The following is a 16,396-nucleotide window of genomic DNA, read 5'->3' on the forward strand; positions in this document are numbered from 1 at the left end:
GACTTAAAGTGACAAACAACTTATGATAGCGGACTCGATTAAAATATACCATAAGTTTCCTGTTTTCACTTTACATTGAACGAAAAAAAGCGTTTCTGTCAGAATGCAGAAACGCACAATCAGTATTTATTTCTCGGACCCCAATCTCCACTTCCCCCTGGCAGAAGCTCAAATAGGGACCAAATGCTGCAGTATTCATCGCCAGGATCGAACGCAGCTTTTGTATAATGGTGAATGCTGCCGTCATCATTTTTCAACAAAACCGAAACTCCTGGAAGTACATTTCTATTCTCATCTTTAAATCCAAGGTCTTCTTTAAAGGTCGATCCTTCAGTTGATAAACAATTGAATTCCCAGCCTCTGCTTTTTGAAATTTGGTCTAGCTTCTGATAATCATCCGGACTCGTTAAAACAAAGGATGCTTTATTTTCAATATGCTTCGTAAAACCATTCAATCCATCTGCCCAAAGAGTGCAATAGGGACACGATTTTCCCATATTATGAATAACCACTAACTCCTTTTTGTCTCCAAAAAGCTTACTCAATGCAACTTTAGTGCCTTCCGTAGTTGTCAGCAGATAATCTTTTACCATGAATGAAGGAAGCTGTTTTCTTAATGCTGCCAATTCCTCTTTTACACGAATCAATTCCTTCTCTTTTTCTTCAATCGCCTTCTCTACTTGTTCCGCAGTTAATGAATTCATGAGAACATTCCCTCCCTAGACTGATTTAAAATAAATATTCACTTTCTTTAGGCAGTTTCCTTTTTACTTAATTTTTTTCTCAAATGAGGTTAAAGATAAATGTTCATTCACTCTGATTTGATTCACTTTCTTAAATCCGTTTTTTTCATAAAAATTTATGGCTGGCGTGTTTTTAGAGCCAGTTGAGACGATCAAGCTTTTAATTCCTTCTTTGCTTTCAATGAATTCTAGCAACTTTTGGGCAATTCCTTTTCTAAAATGATCGGGTTGAACAATTAATCTATGAATATCGATTGTGTTATTCTCTTCTTTTAAAGAAATCGCTCCGCATAATGCTTCGTTTAAATAATAGCCAAAGAACGTTTCTCCACATTTTTGCAGCGTATCAACGGTGTCCTTTAATGGAGGTATATCAGAACACTCGATGAGTTCAGCCTCAACTTTATAAGACGGGATCTGAACGCTCAAAACTTCTTCAGCAGCTTTTCGATCACGGATATCTATTTCCTTTATCAAGTGTATCCCTCATTTAAGTTTTCTCTTAAAATTAAATTCTATACCAATGAAAATATTCCTCTATCATGTCAAATGTTCAGTCCCATTTTCTTTGGACTAATTGATACTTTCCAAATAAAATGATGGATAAGGGGTGAAAAAGATGAATCTGAATTATGAAATCCTACCAGAGGATAAAATCGAGTATTGCCGGGATTTGTGCAATGAGCTGATGGCCTTTCAGAAATCGAAAGCTTACATCAAACCCGAGCTTTTTGACAGCATGAATTTTGAAACACGGATGATTCCTTCCGTAAAAGCTGCCTTACATAATTATATTGTTGTCGTGAAAGATGATGAAGAAATTGTCGCGTATGTGTATTCCAATATTTCTCCAAAAGAAACATATTCTATTGACTTTGCCACTTTTTTTGACCTTTCTACTGTAAACAGAAAGAATGTCTGGTGTTTATCACAGTTTTATATTAAAGATGGGTACAGGCAATATGGGGTTGGATCTAAACTTTTCGATATGTCCATGAATTGGTTAAGTGAATTTGAGGATGTGGAGGATTATTTTATCTATGTTTCAAATGGCAACACAAACGCCTTGGACTTTTATAAACGCAAAGGATTTAAGGTTAGCCATGATATTTTGGATGGTTTTATAACGGTTTTACGCAAAAGTGCTATGAAGTAAATGTTAATATTTAATCTGCCTGAATACATACCAATGTTAATTTACAAAGAATAGGAGAAGAAGAGGAAAAGCATGGGGGAAACTTTAATTAAGGAACTAAAAAACCAGAAGGAGTGGAAGCAAGCCTTCCCATTAATGAAGCACCTTCGTACCGATTTGGATGAAGAAGGATATTTGGAACTGGTTTCAGAAGCTGTCGAAAAAGAAAGCTATAAACTGGCGGCTTTATTTGAAAATGAAAAAATGATGGCCGTAACAGGTTTTATGCCCATGGTCACTTTATATAATGGAAGATTTATTTGGGTATGCGATCTGGTAACAGATCCAGATCAGCGGTCTAAGGACTATGGCTAAGCCCTTCTTTCCTATGTTGAAAATTGGACAATGGACAACCGGGTTTCCGATCGTTTCTCTGTCATCAGGCCTGCAAAGAGAAGCAGCCCACCGATTTTACGACAAGGTCAGTTATGTGTTTTTGAAAAGGTTTTAGACATGAAGATTTGAACAACTATGGATAAAAAAATGACCAGGACGTCTTAAGCATCCTGGCCTTACCTGACTAGGTCATATCTGTCCCTTGTTCAAATATCGCATTTTGTATGTTTTGCTCTTTTTCTTTTGTCCCAGGGTCACCAAGTGAAGCACAGCTTCTCCATAATTCATCCTTAGCCTGCTGCCAGGGTAAGTGGGGCACAATTAATCCCATGTATTTTTCAACCTCTTCATCAGACAGCCTTCTTCTTGTTTCAATATCACGAACATCCCCGATGTTCCAAATTCCTTCTGGTCAAGCAGGATGGACAATCGAATGTCCATCATCCAAAAGAAAAATTCCATATTCACGGTTTTCCTTTATAACTTTCATATGAACCCTCCTCAAAGAAATTGGCGTTTATTTAAGATTCCATTAAAGGGTGGTAAATTACTTTATTCAAACAAAGAAAATAGAAAGTAACTTTAAGTATTGGAGAATATCATCTTTGTACGGGTAAATATTTTCATGTGCAGAGAAATTATTTTATACGCATAGAAAACAATATACCGGTGAAGATACCGCCGATGTTTTAATAAAAATTCACTTCATAAAAGAAATCCAGCCTCTTTCAGACTGGATTTCATTATAATCACATAAAAATGTGTCCTTTGTCTCTACAGAACTCTTACTGAACCAACGATTCCTCTTCCTCAAGCCAGTTTATTCATAACTTTTTATATTAAAAAAATTATAAAAGTCTATCCCCGAATCGGAAACAGACTCTTTATTTAGTTACTATGTATTCTTTTTCCTTCTTAACCTCCTGGACAATAACACGTTCAACGATCTTTTGATAAAAATAGATGATTGCCGCCATCGTTATAGACAAGAAATAAAAATGCTTAGGACGCATTTTCCTGAACTCGAATACCCTTACCTTTGTAAAATACTTTACGATGTAAAATATAAAAATATAGTCAATCACTGCATTCAGTAAGAGATATTTAAAAAAGTTTTTGTAAGTTAACTTGTATACCCATAAGGTTACAATAAAAAACAGGCCCAAGAGATATGAAAAATCCTGGCGATATCGAGGAAATAGGGCATTCTTTACCTTCCACCATTTTCGGTCGGCTGCAATCTCACTTAATATGCTAAAGAAATAGCCAATGAAAGTAGCTGCCGGCAAAAAACGGACAAAACTTTTTTTGCCTAATAAAGGGACAGTTAGCCAGGGCACAACCAAGGTTATGATTGAAACTGCCTTTCTTTTATCCATCTGCACTCCCCCCATTTTCCCTTTTATATAACTATTTTCTATTTAAGGAAGCATTCTTATTCATAATAATCTGCAGTTTCCCTCCATCCCAAAAAAAGGCATTACCTCTGCATGAAGTAATGCCTTTAGCTCTTATTGAATGGAAGTAGAATTGCTGCTGTTTTCTTTCCCTCTAAAAACCATCTGATCTAATGCAAATAATTTGGAGCCTGTAATTGCAATTGTCGCAGCCATTGCAAGAAGAGCAAGGTCCAGTTCATATCCGGCCCCCTGGCCATTGCCGAGGAAACCACCCGCTAATTTCACTTTAATAATGGCACCTGCCATGAGTAAGACGAATAAGGCAGATACCGCCCTGCTGAATAAACCAAGAACTAATGCAATTCCGCCGACCAGCTCAATAGCAGTAACAACAGTTGCCAGGAATCCTGGCAGGCCAATACTTGAAAACCATCCCGCTGTGTACCATTGCACAGTTGTCTGAAGGGACGGGATTATCAAAAGGCTTCATCAGCAATGTGGAAAATAATAATACGTCCCCTTCCATTAATACTCTGAGTACGATTGCAGAGTTTCTTGGCGTCCCGCTTCCCTACTGCTGCTGGAGAAGAAACAGCATATGAGAGTCGTCCGAAAAGAGGAAAGAACGACTTCGACTTTTAACAACCTAAAAATAGAACATTTAACGTCAAAAGGCGGCCTGAGAATGATGATTGTTGCATTTCCGCCTGGAGCCATCCATGGGTGAACAACATGCATAAAGGAGAAGAGTGCCATCTCGTCCTGGAGGGGAAAATTATGGCCGAACAGGGAGAAGATTCATTTATTGTTGAAGCCGGTGATTCCTTCAGCTGGAATGCAAGTGTCCCGCACTTCGCCAAAAACGTTACAGATGAAAAGGCCGTGGTCTTAATCTCCGTGTATTCTGATACCGAATTGAATGATGTTTTATAAAAAGATGCCCTTGAATGAGGGCATTCTTTAATTCATTTGGACATTTTTCTATCGTACACTACTGTTTCATTCCATACATAAGTGTTTTGAAAAATAGTACACCATATAGTAACGGTAAAAAGCTGCCAATTACTAGTATTTTTTTAACCTTTTTGATATACCTGCATTCAATAAAAACTCACGATCAATAACCAATATGAAATCCGAACCAATACCCCATTCACTCTCCACCCTTGGCGATTAATAGAAGCCCAGTGCTGTCTGGAATTTTTTAGTTCTGCTTTTTGAAAAATTCCAATGATTTCATCTAGTCAATTGCTTGGGATATAAACCAGTTGATTCTTTCCTTCATGGTTTTTAAAATGTTTTCATCAAGTTCCCATTCCGTAAACTTGGAAAGACGTAATGCAGCCCAAAGATCCCAGTAAGGCAGATTGGAATAATCAACTTTTGTCATGACCGATTTATATTGTTCAGTAAAATAAATCATAGCATCTTTTCCTAATTGAAAAAGAATTTCCAATCGTCCATTCGCCAAATCTGCAAGCGGGTCACCTATCCAAGCATCTTCCCAATCGATTATGGAAACAATCTTGCCATCACTCCACAAAATATTTCCTGGCCAGTAATCCCCATGCAGCAAGACATCAGTATTTCTCTCAGGCAACGGAAAGACTGATTTCAATGCTTCTAGAACCGCGTCATCAGCGTCAACTTTCTCCAGCATCTCAGCAAACATCTCTTCCTTTCTGGGCAGAAAGGTTAAATTATATTTTGAGATGTCCAAACGATGGATTTTTGCTAATTCCACAGCTAGAAGTTCCAAATAACCCTTTTCCATTTCAGCAGGAATTTCAGTTGTTCCCTCTATGAACTCTATAACCAGACATGGCCTGGAAAAAATCTCTTCAGTAATTTCAAGATAATACGGTGACGGAACTAGAATCCCCTCTGATTTTAAACCCTTAGTAACATTAATTCATCAGCGGCCATGTTTGGATTCCTTGAAAAATCAGCATCCCCATACTGGCGGACCACCATTTTTAAAATATGCCCACCAGGCCTTACCACTTCAAGACCTTTTACTTCTGCTGAAACTCCACCTTTTAAATCCCATACCTTATTCAGCCTGTTATCCGGATGAATTTTCTTTACTAAAATTCCCAAATTCTTCTCCTCGTTTGGCCTGCGCATGCATATCCCCCACTAAGATTCATCACTTATTTTATTCTATTTTTTCTGCAAACTTCCTTGTTTCTACTCTAAACGATAGACATGCCCAAGATTGTTTTAAAAGAAATGGTAGACATTCTGCAAATACTTGTTATAATTCTCTAAGATATTAATTGAAAAAGGGTGTACTATGGGGAATACATGCAGATATGTCGTTAGCGCAACAGGCAAAAATGGAGAAATGTATTATACACATTGTAAGGACAAGGCAGAGCTAAAAAAATGGCTATCAGAGCACCAGGAACAGGTAAATATGAAAGATGTAAAAATTAAAGACAAGAATAGACATCCATTATTAAGATGGTTGAACTTTTAATAATAAATATTTCATTGTAAAAGGCAGCTCATTTTGAACTAATAAAGTTTAATTTGAGTTGTCTTTTCATAGATTCGTAATTTGTGATTTAAAACAGGAAAAAAAATAGGACAATAGATTTAACTTCTAATTTTTAAATTGACAAATTTAAAATTTCATATTAAATTACTATCATTACAATAGAAATAGTTATAAGCCTGGAACGGCAAAAACTTTAAAACTAGACATTTCTCAACAACCTAATATTATACAATAAAAACTTTATAAGACATTCGCTTAATCTTTTGAGCGGGGGAACCAATTGTACTTATTTTATAAGTATTTGGGGTGAATCCTTTTTTAAGGTAGGGTACTCTCAAGACCCGAACCCGACAGCTAACCTCGTAAGCGTGTTGAGAGGAAAACACGGCAGTTTTGCACAGTGGTTTTTGCCTCTGTGTTTTTTTATTGCCAATTTTAGGGGAATTCATCTGAGTTATGGGTATTATAGGAAAAGTAAAAATCCTAGCTCTTGTATTTCTTTGTATATTTTAGCTATTGGAGGTAATCGTCATGAAGTTATCAACTAAAATTATTATTGCCTTGATCGCTGGAGGAATCACAGGTTTGTTCATTAATATTTTTGCACCTGGCATTTTCCCGCAGCTGGATCAATTTATTTTCACTCCGCTTGGAAAGATATTTTTAAACCTTATAAATATGCTTGTTGTTCCAATTGTATTCTTTTCAATCACGCTTGGAACTGCAGGTCTTGGCGATCCAAAGAAACTTGGACGGATAGGCATTAAAACCATATCTTATTTCCTTATAACAACAAGTATAGCGATCATCATTGGACTTTCCCTTGCAGCTATCTTACAGCCGGGAAATGTTGGAGAATTTGATATAACCAATGTGGAGTATGAATCAAAGGAAGCTCCCCCTGTCTCTGACACACTATTAAATATTATTCCAACCAATCCAGTAAAAGCTTTCGCTGAAGGAAATATGCTTCAGATTATTGCATTCTCTGTATTTGTCGGTTTTGCCCTGACAATGCTGGGAAACAAAACAAAAGGAATATTGAATTTAATTGAACAAGGCAATGACCTTATGATGTATCTTGTAAATCTGGTAATGAAATTTGCTCCATATGGAACTTTCGGCCTGATTGTTTCCGCTGTCGGCAGCCAGGGCCTTGATGCCATTAAAGCGATGGGCCTTTATATGATCGTCGTCGTACTTGCACTTATTGTACATGCCATCTTGACTTATGGAACTTCAGTAGCCGTCTTTGCAAAGAAGAGTCCCTTATGGTTCTTTAAAGGCTTTGCACCTGCGATGGGTGTTGCATTTAGTACATCCAGCAGTAATGCCACTTTGCCGATTTCCATGAGCACAGCCCAGAAAAACCTGAAAGTGCCTGAGTCCATAAGCAGCTTTGTTCAGCCGCTCGGCGCCACGATCAATATGGACGGAACAGCTATTATGCAGGGGGTCGCCACGATCTTCATTGCACAGGTATTCAACGTGGATCTTACCTTCACACAGCTTATCACTGTTGTCCTAACAGCCGTTCTTGCCAGCGTTGGTACTGCTGGTGTACCGGGAGTCGGCCTGATTATGCTGGCTATGGTCCTGAATTCAGTTAACCTGCCGGTCGAAGGTATTGCTCTAATTATCGGAATAGACCGCCTGCTTGATATGACACGTACAGCCGTCAATATTACTGGTGACGCTGCATGCGCAGTTATTGTGGCAGAAACTGAGGAAAAAAGAGAAGGACTTAAGGTAAATTCATAAATTGTAGCCGGCACTGTTTCGCAGTGCCGTTTTTTTATTGATTAAAATAAAGGAACAGCCAATACAGGATCCCTCATTCAATCCATGAAGGACAATACTCCTTTAGGAAAGACCAAGATTTCCTTCATCAAACCTATGAAAGACGAAACTCCTTGAAGATAAGGACAAAAAGTCCTTCGTCATATAATCATTTTTCTTGCTAACTAATCACTTTCTAGTATAATTAATTCATAAACCATTACGTTATAGTTTGGAGTGGTCCTTATGGGGCTGAGAAGTTAAGAATTGGGGAGTTGGCTGAGAAAGCTAACGTTACCAAGAGAACAATAGATTACTATACAACACTGGGCTTATTAAAAGCAGAACGTTCCCCTTCAAATTACCGCTATTATGATTACTCCTCTATCGAACGGATTGCTTTTATTGAAAAATGTAAAGGTGATGGATTATCATTAGAGGAAATTAAGAATAAGGTGATCAGCCAATTTTCTGAAGAAGTGGATGTTCTTGAACTCCGCTTAAAAATACAGGATTTGGAGAAGGATGTAACTAAGGCTCTTTCTCAGTTGAAAGAATCTGATCCAAATAAATATGAACACTTTAAAAAGAAATTATCAAACGAAAGCTTATCATTAATTCAGTCATTGCTCTTATTGCTGAGCTAATGAATACTTCTGCACTGATATTGTGCAGGGAACCAGAACTTTAACCAATCTTTAGGAGGTGTAAGTCTTACTTTATGTAAGACTGCTCGTTGACCACAACCATTAATTTATTACTGATCGCTTTATTAATAGCATTAACCGCATTTTTCGTCGCAACGGAATTTGCCATAGTAAAGGTCCGTGCTTCGAGGATCGAACAGCTCATAGCTGAAGGAAAAAAAGGCTCAGCAGCGGCCAAGAAAGTCGTATCTCATTTAGATGAATACTTATCAGCCTGCCAGCTAGGAATAACCATGACTGCATTAGGACTAGGTTGGCTTGGTGAACCTACTGTTGAGAAGCTTTTGCACCCATTGTTTGAGTATTTTGAGCTGAATAAATCGGTGACCCATTTACTATCGTTTGGTATTGCTTTTGCCCTTGTAACCTTCCTTCATGTTGTAATTGGGGAGCTTGCTCCCAAAACTGTTGCCATTCAAAAGGCAGAAGCTATTACCTTGGCATTTGCAAAACCGATTATATGGTTTTATAAAATTGCCTATCCAATTATCTGGTTCTTAAATGGATCAGCGCGTGTCCTTGTTGGCCTATTCGGATTAAAGCCGGCATCCGAACATGAAATCGCCCATTCAGAAGAGGAACTCCGGATTCTTTTATCGGAAAGTTATAAAAGCGGTGAAATTAATAAGAATGAATTGAAGTACATGAACAATATCTTTGAATTTGACGAAAGAGTAGCAAAAGAGATCATGGTTCCGCGGACAGAAATGATCACGATTTCCATTGACGACAGCTTTAAAGAGATAATCGACACGATTCAATCTGAAAATTACACGCGGTACCCTGTGGAAGATGGCGACAAAGACAATATTCGCGGTTTCATCAATGTGAAAGAATTCTTAACAGCCAATCTGACAAACAGATTAAAGCCGGAAAAACTGGATTTGGATTCCTTCATTAATCCTGTCATCCATGTCATTGAAAGCATTCCGATTCATGACCTGCTTGTCAAAATGCAAAAGGAACGGACACATATGGCGATACTTATTGATGAATATGGTGGCACTTCCGGTTTAGTAACCGTAGAAGATATCCTGGAGGAAATCGTCGGTGAAATCCGGGATGAATTTGACGAAGATGAAATCCCTGAAATTCGAAAATTAAATGACCATCACTATATTCTGGATTCCAAATTGCTTATAGAAGATGTAAACAATTTACTTGGGACTGATTTTCACCATGAAGATGTAGATACAATTGGCGGCTGGTTCCTGACTCAGCATATGGATGACGCTGATATCGGAACTGCCATTGAAGCTGAAGGCTTTACATTTAAAGTACATGAAAAAGACGGGCACCAGCTGCATTATTTGGAAGTTGTTAAATTATAAAAAGCAAAGATCTGATGGACATTCTAATTCCGTCAGCTCTTTTTTATGTATACCGCAATCAGAACCAAATTTTCCAGATCGTCAGCTCCCTATTCGGAAATGTTTTCATACTAATTTTTACTTACTAAGAAACAAAAGAGCTTCCATAGCAATCCAATCTTTTGGCTCAATTACTTGTCCTGGTGTTTATCAAGCATATCTTGCAAATATTCTTCAGATTTACCTCTCGGTATACTAAGACTTTCCCATTTCTCACTTTTTAATAGCTTGCCAATATAGACAACCTGTCCAACATGGTAAGCATAATGAGCCATCTGCCTTTCAATGGCATCTATAACTAAATGGCTCTCACCGCGAATAAAAACATCCTTTAGTAAATCCTGTTCATTTAAACCATCTAATGTGGCGAAAAGTACCTGCCAGCCTTTTTCCCAATTTTGAATGAGTTCTTCCTTAGAAGCATTAGCTGTTGAAAATTCTTCATCACGGTTTCGATACGGTTTCTCACCATCTGTTGTTAAAAAATCAGTCCACCTTGAGACCATATTGCCGCTCATATGCCTTATAATCACTGCTGCACTATTTGATTCCTTATTATAAGCCCAATTCAATTCTTCTGCCGAAAGCTGTTTAATAGTCTTATCGCCAAGACTCTTCACACTTTGAAACCTGTTCACTACAATCTTTAAATAATTATGGCCAACATTCAATAAAAACCCTCCTCTTTTGCACCAACAGCAATACCTTTTACGACAATAAGACTTACTATAATTAACACCTATGCAAAAATTATTTATTGGAAAGCTGCTTATTTCCTATGGGATTTCGAATTAATTGGATGCTTTAACAGCTTTTTTGCTAGACCCTATCGGTTTCGCCGTTAACGACCTTTTCTAGCTAAACCTCATTGATTTCGTCGTTAATCGGATGGATTAACTACCTTTTTTAGCTGGATCCCTTCGATTTCGTCGTTAATCGGGCCCATTAACTACCCTTTCTAGCTGAACCACCTTGATTTCGTCGTTAATCGGCAGGATTAACTACCTTTCTCTGATAAACCCCTTTGATTTCGTCGTTAATCGGACCCATTAACTACCTTTCTAGCTGAACCACCTTGATTTCGTCGTTAATCAAAGGAATGATTATGTTAACATCTAAAAAGTTCTCTTTGCTAAGCAATCACCTTATTTTACCATATATGCTAATACTCTTTTCTACGCATTAAAAACAAATGCGATGCCATTTGGAGCACCTCACCATCTTTTTATTTTTTCTCAATAAGACCAAAGCTAATTCCAACAGGGTCCACCAGGTAAGCAAGATAAAAATCATCAAATTCCATTTTATCTCTTACCACCATTGCACCATTGTTTTTAGCTGTAGAAATAGCTTCATCAATTGAATCCACTTCTATTTGAATCCGGGTTCCATGCGGATAATCGTTTGGCCCCTTGCCAATGCCCCCGTTAATCCCTGGATTCTTATCTTCTCCAGTCTTTATAGGCCAATAATCCCAATTCGGTTCGAAAATCTCCCAGCCGAAAACCTTGGAATAAAACTCGGCTGCTTTTTCCGGATCCTGGCTGCTTAATTCAAATCCAACTACTCTTGCCATGTTATCTCCTTCTTTCTTCCTAAGTTAATTTTTCAAAATCAGTCACCATCTCCAAAAACTTCTCTTTAGCCGTCTCACGCATGCTAAGCTCCTCTTCCCCCTCAGCTTAACACGAGTTCCCAGCATCTTTTAGATAGATTTATTAAAACTTTAAAATCATTAACAAAAACATCCGCAAAATAATTTCCTAATTCATTAAACTACTATATAAATGAGTTACACACAACGGTTCACCCCACCCTTGGGTAAAAATCTCGAACAATCCTTTGTTTGTATGAACAAATTGCTTCTCCCACATAAAAGCCTCCTGAAAAAAATCCTATCACTATACTTCAATAAAAACTGGAAAACTCCTCCTGTTTTAAAACATAAAAAAAGCCGCCGGAATTGGCAGCTAGCTTAAAGAAATTCGCTACTTTAATCATAGAGTTCAATATTTATCAGCATTAATAAATGATTTTTCCATTCAATAAATTAACATAGTATTGCAGCAATGGTCTCAAATTCACTTTCTCCCTCTGTGATTGCTTTTCCTAAAACGTAAACGGCAACCCTTCCTATGTATGCTTCATCGTTTCACCTGAGTAAAGATAGGAAAGCCTTTTTTCTAGCTTTTTCCGCAAATAAACACCTCGCTTTTTTAAAAAAGATTCTCATAACCTTATTTATAGCTTGCTTAAGGTATTTAACTCATTTATTCGTCTCCGAACCTCAGCAGCTAAATTTGTTGCCTGATCGATTTGAAAAATAACATATTTATATTTTACATGGCCTTCCAGACCAATGATTATTAACGGCTCTCTGCGTTCGTAGGAAAGAAAATACCACTCATTCCCGTATTTATAGCTGCCTTCATATATGTTTAAAGGAGCAATTGAAGTACCGGGCATCCTCAGCATCCATTGGGGAGCTTGAAAATAGTCAACCGTAACATTTTTGATCATAGAGTAAGGCATGATGATTTTCCGCTTCAGAGCAAAATATCCTGTTAGACCTGTTAGCTTTAAAGTAAGTTCTTCTTCTCCAAAATGAATTTCCCTGCCCAAGATACCACCTCCTTTTTAGGACTTTGTGATCGTTCCCTGATGAAAAAACATCTGCCATCTGCCATCGATGAATTTCCATATAGAGCTGCGCAGCGAATTCTGCATTCTGGTATCGTCCCTTACCCGATAGGTTGCCAGCACTGTATCATCTGATAATGGGTGAAGATTAAACTCGGAAAGTGTCATCTTCATCACTCCGATTCCTTCTGGTACAATGCAATCTTTTTTATACCAGACGTTTCCAGAGCCTCCGAATTCAAAAAAACCTTCCGCAAGCAGCTTATCAATCTCTTTAGGAGAAGTACGGATTTCAGGTTTAAGTAGCTTTAGCTCCAGTTCAAGAATTTGTTGTTTTAATTGTTCCATCACCTAAATTCCTTTCTGTCAAAAAATTAAATCATGAACCTTTACCCGGGGACAGCGTTTCTTTATTTCAGAGATAAACAATTCCTTATTTTCAGGCGAAACCTTGACGCTCCTTAATAAAGCTTTTTTGTAAAAAAATTCTATAGCGTCTTTCGATGACAGAATTCTGTAACCGGTATACATACTCATTAGCAGATGAAATTTGCGTTATTTCATCTAAATCTGGATAAATCCTTTTATATAAAAATTAAGCTCACCTTTTAATACGAATACTTTGTTAAATAAGTTTCATAAAAATAAAAATCCCAGCCACATGGATGGCCAGGATTTTTATTAAATTGCAGCTTTTTTCGGATTTGGACCGTACTTATTCGAGCCCGGCTCGCTGTCCTTTAAAGTAAAGATCAAGATAACAATTCCCCCGATTAAAGGAATCAGAGATATTAAAATCCACCAGCCGCTCTTTCCAGTATCGTGAAGTCTGCGAACTGTTACGGAAAGACTCGGAATTAAAAGGATAAGAGAAAATAGGGTTGTTAAGATCCCAAAATTTTCGTTAAACTCCAGTCCAAGAGCCATCTCCAAAATCGTAAGAATGACTGAAATAATAAACGTAAACAGTATAAACATCCAGTACTCTTTTCGTCTGGACCTTCCGCTGAAATTAAATGTTTTTCGTAACGCTGCTATAAACCAGCTCATGTTGTATTCACCTCCGCTGCGCAAGTCTATATTATTATAGCAATTCTATAAGATTTAAAGTAGACAGTTATGGTACTGATTTTTATAGGATTGCTTGAGGTGTAATTTTCCAGCCAATTAATTCCTGGCTTGTTTTGGGCATGTATTTATCAGCAATTACTTTTTATCCAAGCTGTCATCATAACCACTACTTGGCGACTTTGTGCTTTCCCCATGTTTTACACCCTTGCTTTTATAGGGTTTCGCACTTTTGGCTTTGTTTGCACTCTTTTGCCAACGATTCCAGCCCTTCTTTCCTGTTCCTCTGCCTGTTCCGCTCTTGGCTTTTGCTTTACTCATTAAAATCATCTCCAATATTCTTATATGCTAATGGATATTCTAATTAATCCATTTCTGTTTTTGTAAAATCAAAAAAATAAACACATAGGCAACATGCATAAATTTAAAGCAGGGCAGTTTATAGCATTTTTTTAATTTTGGAAGGTTAAGCTGCCACGATACACCGAACTTATCTACGATCCAGCCAAACTTCTTACAAAATGAATAATCATCAAACGGCATGAAAGGACTGCCGCCAGCTATTAAGTTCTTATATAGGTTGGTCAATTTCCTCCTCTGTATCGCATGTGATATAAATAGAAAATGATGGGGTAAACGTAAATTCATGTTTCACATTGCTATCAATGCACATAAACTCCTGCCCTTTTTAATAAAAAGGTTGCATTCATCACACTACCCTATTCACCTGGTCCATTTGCTCCGTAACGAGTGATGCTTGTTATCTCTGAATCCTCAATCAAAGAAGTGTAAAAGTTCATGGCTTCTTCCTAATTTCCCTGGAACATTAAAAAATGGGGTGACTTTTGACAATATAATCAAGCTCCTTTTACCTTTTGTTTTAGAAAAACCTGTCAACATCTTAGAATAACATTAAAAGGCATAGTAGAGCATATTTCTATAGTGGTGATGATAAATGAATTTTATGAAACTGATCCGTAATGCAGTAATCCGTGATGCAAGGAGGTTTTATCATAACAGGTCAGCCAGATATGAAAAATTTGAAAAAGACATGAAAGAAATTTATAGTTTACCGACTAACAAATACGACCCCCATCGCAGGAGCTTACATTTAAAAATAATTAAAGACCTTATGAAAGGGACTAAATCTTTTAAGGAGGCACAAAAGCCCGTTGTTTTTTTGATCGGTGGAGGGACTGCCACTGGAAAAACAACTCTAAGGGACACAATCGTAATGGAAAAAACCAAACAATATAAATGTAATTTCCTAACGGTAGACCTGGATATTATTAAAAATTTCATACCTGAATATGAGCAGCTAAAACGATCTTGTCCTAAAAAAGCAGCTTCTTTCGTGCACAAAGAATCATGCGACATCAGGAATATGTTAGTTGAAAGTTTAATAATGAAGCAAGTTTCCTTTATTTACGAAGGGACACTTGCTAATCCAAAGAAATATAAGCATTTAGTTCGAAAACTCCGGCAGGAAGGCTATGAAATTCATTTATATGTATTGGGTACACCCTTGTCTCTTGCCATAAAACGTGCCGAGAAGCGGGCAAAACTAACAGGCAGAACGATTCCCCATCATGTTATTGAAAATACTCACAAGCTTGTAACCAAAACATTTTTAGCAATAAAAGACCTTACTGATAGTTATCATATTTTTGAAAGCAGAGATCGTTTTACTCTCATTATTTCCAGAATCCTAAACGATAAAAATATGTATGAGAGCTTTCTAAAAAAAGCCCATGGTCATAAGTAATTTTTCCCCTTCTTTACCTATCTGCTCTTTTCTTGAAAAACGCGCTGAACCTTAATAGGAGATTGCAGCTGCTATCATCATATCGGCAGCTGTATCCTGAGCGCCATGCATAGGCATGCTATATAAATAGAACAAACTGTAAAGATCGGTGGAATAAAGGCTGTGCTTTCAAGTTAAAATCCTTACCTGTAAAACCTTGAGGAACCGGAAATTCTTTTTGAAATAAATCACGTAAAACCTTTATTTGATTTTGGGAGTAATGGAGTGCAGTTTTATAAAGTTTAAGTATGTCATCATCTTTCAGCGTTTTTAAAAAGTAGTTTGAAATACAATCAGCCTTCGTTTCGCGGGTATGATTCAAAAGGATTTCTTTTTGCTGTCATGTTTCTTTTGTATCCCTTTCGTTTCCAGCCAGATAATCCACTTATAGAATCCCAGCAGAACCAATAATAGAATAGGATCCACAATAGCCGAGTACCAGATCTTCCAAGACCCATAATGGAAATATCCCCAAGGCTCAGGAAGCATTGTAGCTTTCTCATATAGTAAAATGCATATTACAAATAACAACATGTAAGCTAGTTTTTTTAAAATACCCTTAGAATAGGGATACCCATTTAAAAATATTATATTTACTGGTGGAATCAATACTGTCCGGGGAAGCAATCCCATCCACTCAACACCTGGTTCAAAATACCAATAGCTTTCGTATTTAAACTCCACAATCATATCAAACAGCAATTGAAAGCCAGCTGTGAACGTCCAAATTTGCACAATTTGTGCAGGTGTTAGTCTTTTATTCGTTTTAAATGCAATCAGATTGAATATGAAGATTGAAACAATTAGACCTATCATAAGCAATTCCTTTTTCCTAATATAGGAGAAATTTT

General features: G+C 37.2%; 22 protein-coding genes, 3 pseudogenes and 1 riboswitch. Of the genes and pseudogenes, 7 read left to right on the top strand and 18 right to left on the bottom strand.

Annotated elements, in window-relative coordinates; translation table 11 throughout:
• Positions 1–119: 119 nt before the first annotated feature.
• Together IQ19_RS03175 and IQ19_RS03180 are read right to left on the bottom strand one after the other, a co-directional pair.
• The gene (locus IQ19_RS03175) at positions 120–704 is read right to left on the bottom strand and encodes a DUF899 family protein (protein ID WP_144539737.1); all 585 of its coding nucleotides are present in this window, start codon (positions 702–704) and stop codon (positions 120–122) included.
• A gap of 63 nt (positions 705–767) precedes the next feature.
• Positions 768–1,220 (bottom strand): GNAT family N-acetyltransferase, encoded by a 453-nt coding sequence (locus IQ19_RS03180; protein WP_144539740.1) that lies wholly within the window; start codon positions 1,218–1,220, stop codon positions 768–770.
• Between the two features lie 142 nt (positions 1,221–1,362).
• Here IQ19_RS03180 and IQ19_RS03185 point away from each other — a divergent pair, with 142 nt between their 5' ends.
• Together IQ19_RS03185 and IQ19_RS03190 are read left to right on the top strand one after the other, a co-directional pair.
• A complete protein-coding gene (locus tag IQ19_RS03185; RefSeq protein WP_144539742.1) occupies positions 1,363–1,899 on the top strand; it encodes a GNAT family N-acetyltransferase in 537 nt (178 codons plus the stop codon).
• A gap of 72 nt (positions 1,900–1,971) precedes the next feature.
• Positions 1,972–2,389: pseudogene (locus tag IQ19_RS03190) on the top strand (GNAT family N-acetyltransferase).
• A gap of 69 nt (positions 2,390–2,458) precedes the next feature.
• Here IQ19_RS03190 and IQ19_RS27660 read toward each other — a convergent pair.
• From IQ19_RS27660 to IQ19_RS03200, 4 genes are all read right to left on the bottom strand, one after another.
• On the bottom strand, positions 2,459–2,605 hold the full coding sequence (locus tag IQ19_RS27660; RefSeq protein ID WP_158638728.1) for a hypothetical protein: 147 nt from the start codon (positions 2,603–2,605) through the stop codon (positions 2,459–2,461).
• The gene (locus tag IQ19_RS27665) at positions 2,596–2,736 is read right to left on the bottom strand and encodes a hypothetical protein (protein WP_158638729.1); all 141 of its coding nucleotides are present in this window, start codon (positions 2,734–2,736) and stop codon (positions 2,596–2,598) included. Before IQ19_RS27665 ends, IQ19_RS27660 begins: the two co-directional genes overlap by 10 nt.
• Before the next feature lie 422 nt (positions 2,737–3,158).
• Positions 3,159–3,653 (bottom strand): hypothetical protein, encoded by a 495-nt coding sequence (locus IQ19_RS03195; protein WP_144539744.1) that lies wholly within the window; start codon positions 3,651–3,653, stop codon positions 3,159–3,161.
• A 132-nt stretch (positions 3,654–3,785) separates the two neighbouring features.
• Complete coding sequence (locus IQ19_RS03200) at positions 3,786–4,154, bottom strand: DoxX family protein (protein WP_144539746.1); 369 nt, start codon at positions 4,152–4,154, stop codon at positions 3,786–3,788.
• Between IQ19_RS03200 and IQ19_RS03205 the strand changes: the two are divergent.
• A pseudogene (locus IQ19_RS03205) lies at positions 4,070–4,607 on the top strand (helix-turn-helix domain-containing protein). The gene IQ19_RS03200 and the pseudogene IQ19_RS03205 overlap by 85 nt on opposite strands.
• A 307-nt stretch (positions 4,608–4,914) precedes the next feature.
• Here the strand turns inward: IQ19_RS03205 and IQ19_RS03210 are convergent.
• Both IQ19_RS03210 and IQ19_RS03215 read right to left on the bottom strand, forming a co-directional pair.
• Complete coding sequence (locus IQ19_RS03210; protein ID WP_144539748.1) at positions 4,915–5,586, bottom strand: phosphotransferase; 672 nt, start codon at positions 5,584–5,586, stop codon at positions 4,915–4,917.
• Entirely contained in the window at positions 5,565–5,801 is a 237-nt protein-coding gene (locus tag IQ19_RS03215; protein ID WP_144539750.1) for a hypothetical protein, read from the bottom strand. Before IQ19_RS03215 ends, IQ19_RS03210 begins: the two co-directional genes overlap by 22 nt.
• A 618-nt stretch (positions 5,802–6,419) precedes the next feature.
• Positions 6,420–6,560, top strand: a riboswitch (cyclic di-AMP (ydaO/yuaA leader).
• A gap of 148 nt (positions 6,561–6,708) precedes the next feature.
• Here IQ19_RS03215 and IQ19_RS03225 point away from each other — a divergent pair.
• From IQ19_RS03225 to IQ19_RS03235, 3 genes are all read left to right on the top strand, one after another.
• Positions 6,709–7,938, top strand: coding sequence for a dicarboxylate/amino acid:cation symporter (locus IQ19_RS03225; RefSeq protein ID WP_144539754.1), 1,230 nt, complete (start codon positions 6,709–6,711; stop codon positions 7,936–7,938).
• Positions 7,939–8,231: 293 nt separating this feature from the next.
• Positions 8,232–8,603 (top strand): MerR family transcriptional regulator, encoded by a 372-nt coding sequence (locus tag IQ19_RS03230; protein ID WP_144539756.1) that lies wholly within the window; start codon positions 8,232–8,234, stop codon positions 8,601–8,603.
• Positions 8,604–8,692: 89 nt separating this feature from the next.
• On the top strand, positions 8,693–9,994 hold the full coding sequence (locus IQ19_RS03235; RefSeq protein WP_144539758.1) for a hemolysin family protein: 1,302 nt from the start codon (positions 8,693–8,695) through the stop codon (positions 9,992–9,994).
• A gap of 170 nt (positions 9,995–10,164) precedes the next feature.
• Here IQ19_RS03235 and IQ19_RS03240 read toward each other — a convergent pair whose 3' ends face one another.
• The 8 genes and pseudogenes from IQ19_RS03240 to IQ19_RS03275 all read right to left on the bottom strand — a co-directional run.
• Positions 10,165–10,704, bottom strand: a complete 540-nt coding sequence (locus tag IQ19_RS03240) for a DUF1572 family protein (RefSeq protein WP_144539760.1) — start codon at positions 10,702–10,704, stop codon at positions 10,165–10,167.
• A 554-nt stretch (positions 10,705–11,258) separates the two neighbouring features.
• Entirely contained in the window at positions 11,259–11,609 is a 351-nt protein-coding gene (locus IQ19_RS03245; RefSeq protein ID WP_144539762.1) for a VOC family protein, read from the bottom strand.
• A 665-nt stretch (positions 11,610–12,274) separates the two neighbouring features.
• Positions 12,275–12,655, bottom strand: a complete 381-nt coding sequence (locus IQ19_RS03250) for a hypothetical protein (protein ID WP_144539764.1) — start codon at positions 12,653–12,655, stop codon at positions 12,275–12,277.
• Positions 12,656–12,670: 15 nt separating this feature from the next.
• Positions 12,671–13,021 carry a nuclear transport factor 2 family protein gene (locus tag IQ19_RS03255; RefSeq protein ID WP_144539766.1) on the bottom strand — a complete coding sequence of 117 codons (351 nt, stop codon included), beginning with the start codon at positions 13,019–13,021 and terminating at the stop codon, positions 12,671–12,673.
• Positions 13,022–13,039: 18 nt separating this feature from the next.
• Positions 13,040–13,210 (bottom strand): PH domain-containing protein, encoded by a 171-nt coding sequence (locus IQ19_RS03260; protein ID WP_144539768.1) that lies wholly within the window; start codon positions 13,208–13,210, stop codon positions 13,040–13,042.
• Between the two features lie 144 nt (positions 13,211–13,354).
• Positions 13,355–13,723 carry a DUF805 domain-containing protein gene (locus IQ19_RS03265; protein ID WP_144539770.1) on the bottom strand — a complete coding sequence of 123 codons (369 nt, stop codon included), beginning with the start codon at positions 13,721–13,723 and terminating at the stop codon, positions 13,355–13,357.
• A gap of 156 nt (positions 13,724–13,879) precedes the next feature.
• The gene (locus IQ19_RS03270; protein WP_144539772.1) at positions 13,880–14,062 is read right to left on the bottom strand and encodes a DUF3934 domain-containing protein; all 183 of its coding nucleotides are present in this window, start codon (positions 14,060–14,062) and stop codon (positions 13,880–13,882) included.
• Between the two features lie 138 nt (positions 14,063–14,200).
• A pseudogene (locus tag IQ19_RS03275) lies at positions 14,201–14,541 on the bottom strand (VOC family protein); the annotation flags it as partial.
• 155 nt (positions 14,542–14,696) lie between these two features.
• On the opposite strand from IQ19_RS03275, the gene IQ19_RS03280 reads away from it, so the two are divergent.
• Positions 14,697–15,506 (top strand): zeta toxin family protein, encoded by an 810-nt coding sequence (locus tag IQ19_RS03280; RefSeq protein ID WP_144539774.1) that lies wholly within the window; start codon positions 14,697–14,699, stop codon positions 15,504–15,506.
• A 118-nt stretch (positions 15,507–15,624) separates the two neighbouring features.
• On the opposite strand, the gene IQ19_RS29245 is transcribed toward IQ19_RS03280, so the two are convergent.
• Both IQ19_RS29245 and IQ19_RS03290 read right to left on the bottom strand, forming a co-directional pair.
• Positions 15,625–15,867, bottom strand: a complete 243-nt coding sequence (locus tag IQ19_RS29245) for a DUF3231 family protein (protein ID WP_158638730.1) — start codon at positions 15,865–15,867, stop codon at positions 15,625–15,627.
• On the bottom strand, positions 15,864–16,361 hold the full coding sequence (locus IQ19_RS03290) for a hypothetical protein (RefSeq protein ID WP_144539776.1): 498 nt from the start codon (positions 16,359–16,361) through the stop codon (positions 15,864–15,866). Before IQ19_RS03290 ends, IQ19_RS29245 begins: the two co-directional genes overlap by 4 nt.
• Positions 16,362–16,396: the final 35 nt, after the last annotated feature.

Origin of the sequence: Cytobacillus oceanisediminis, assembly GCF_007830235.1 — a bacterium.
GTDB classification, from domain to species: domain Bacteria; phylum Bacillota; class Bacilli; order Bacillales; family Cytobacillaceae; genus Cytobacillus; species Cytobacillus oceanisediminis.

Excerpts from the sequence above, each read along its gene's own strand:
- IQ19_RS03175 (WP_144539737.1), bottom strand. The coding sequence starts at position 704 with ATGAATTCATTAACTGCGGAACAAGTAGAGAAGGCGATTGAAGAAAAA.
- IQ19_RS03185 (WP_144539742.1), top strand. The coding sequence starts at position 1,363 with ATGAATCTGAATTATGAAATCCTACCAGAGGATAAAATCGAGTATTGC.
- IQ19_RS27660 (WP_158638728.1), bottom strand. The coding sequence starts at position 2,605 with ATGGGATTAATTGTGCCCCACTTACCCTGGCAGCAGGCTAAGGATGAA.
- IQ19_RS27665 (WP_158638729.1), bottom strand. The coding sequence starts at position 2,736 with ATGGAATTTTTCTTTTGGATGATGGACATTCGATTGTCCATCCTGCTT.
- IQ19_RS03195 (WP_144539744.1), bottom strand. The coding sequence starts at position 3,653 with ATGGATAAAAGAAAGGCAGTTTCAATCATAACCTTGGTTGTGCCCTGG.
- IQ19_RS03215 (WP_144539750.1), bottom strand. The coding sequence starts at position 5,801 with ATGCGCAGGCCAAACGAGGAGAAGAATTTGGGAATTTTAGTAAAGAAA.
- IQ19_RS03225 (WP_144539754.1), top strand. The coding sequence starts at position 6,709 with ATGAAGTTATCAACTAAAATTATTATTGCCTTGATCGCTGGAGGAATC.
- IQ19_RS03245 (WP_144539762.1), bottom strand. The coding sequence starts at position 11,609 with ATGGCAAGAGTAGTTGGATTTGAATTAAGCAGCCAGGATCCGGAAAAA.
- IQ19_RS03255 (WP_144539766.1), bottom strand. The coding sequence starts at position 13,021 with ATGGAACAATTAAAACAACAAATTCTTGAACTGGAGCTAAAGCTACTT.
- IQ19_RS03260 (WP_144539768.1), bottom strand. The coding sequence starts at position 13,210 with ATGAGTATGTATACCGGTTACAGAATTCTGTCATCGAAAGACGCTATA.
- IQ19_RS03265 (WP_144539770.1), bottom strand. The coding sequence starts at position 13,723 with ATGAGCTGGTTTATAGCAGCGTTACGAAAAACATTTAATTTCAGCGGA.
- IQ19_RS03270 (WP_144539772.1), bottom strand. The coding sequence starts at position 14,062 with ATGAGTAAAGCAAAAGCCAAGAGCGGAACAGGCAGAGGAACAGGAAAG.
- IQ19_RS03280 (WP_144539774.1), top strand. The coding sequence starts at position 14,697 with ATGAATTTTATGAAACTGATCCGTAATGCAGTAATCCGTGATGCAAGG.
- IQ19_RS03290 (WP_144539776.1), bottom strand. The coding sequence starts at position 16,361 with ATGATAGGTCTAATTGTTTCAATCTTCATATTCAATCTGATTGCATTT.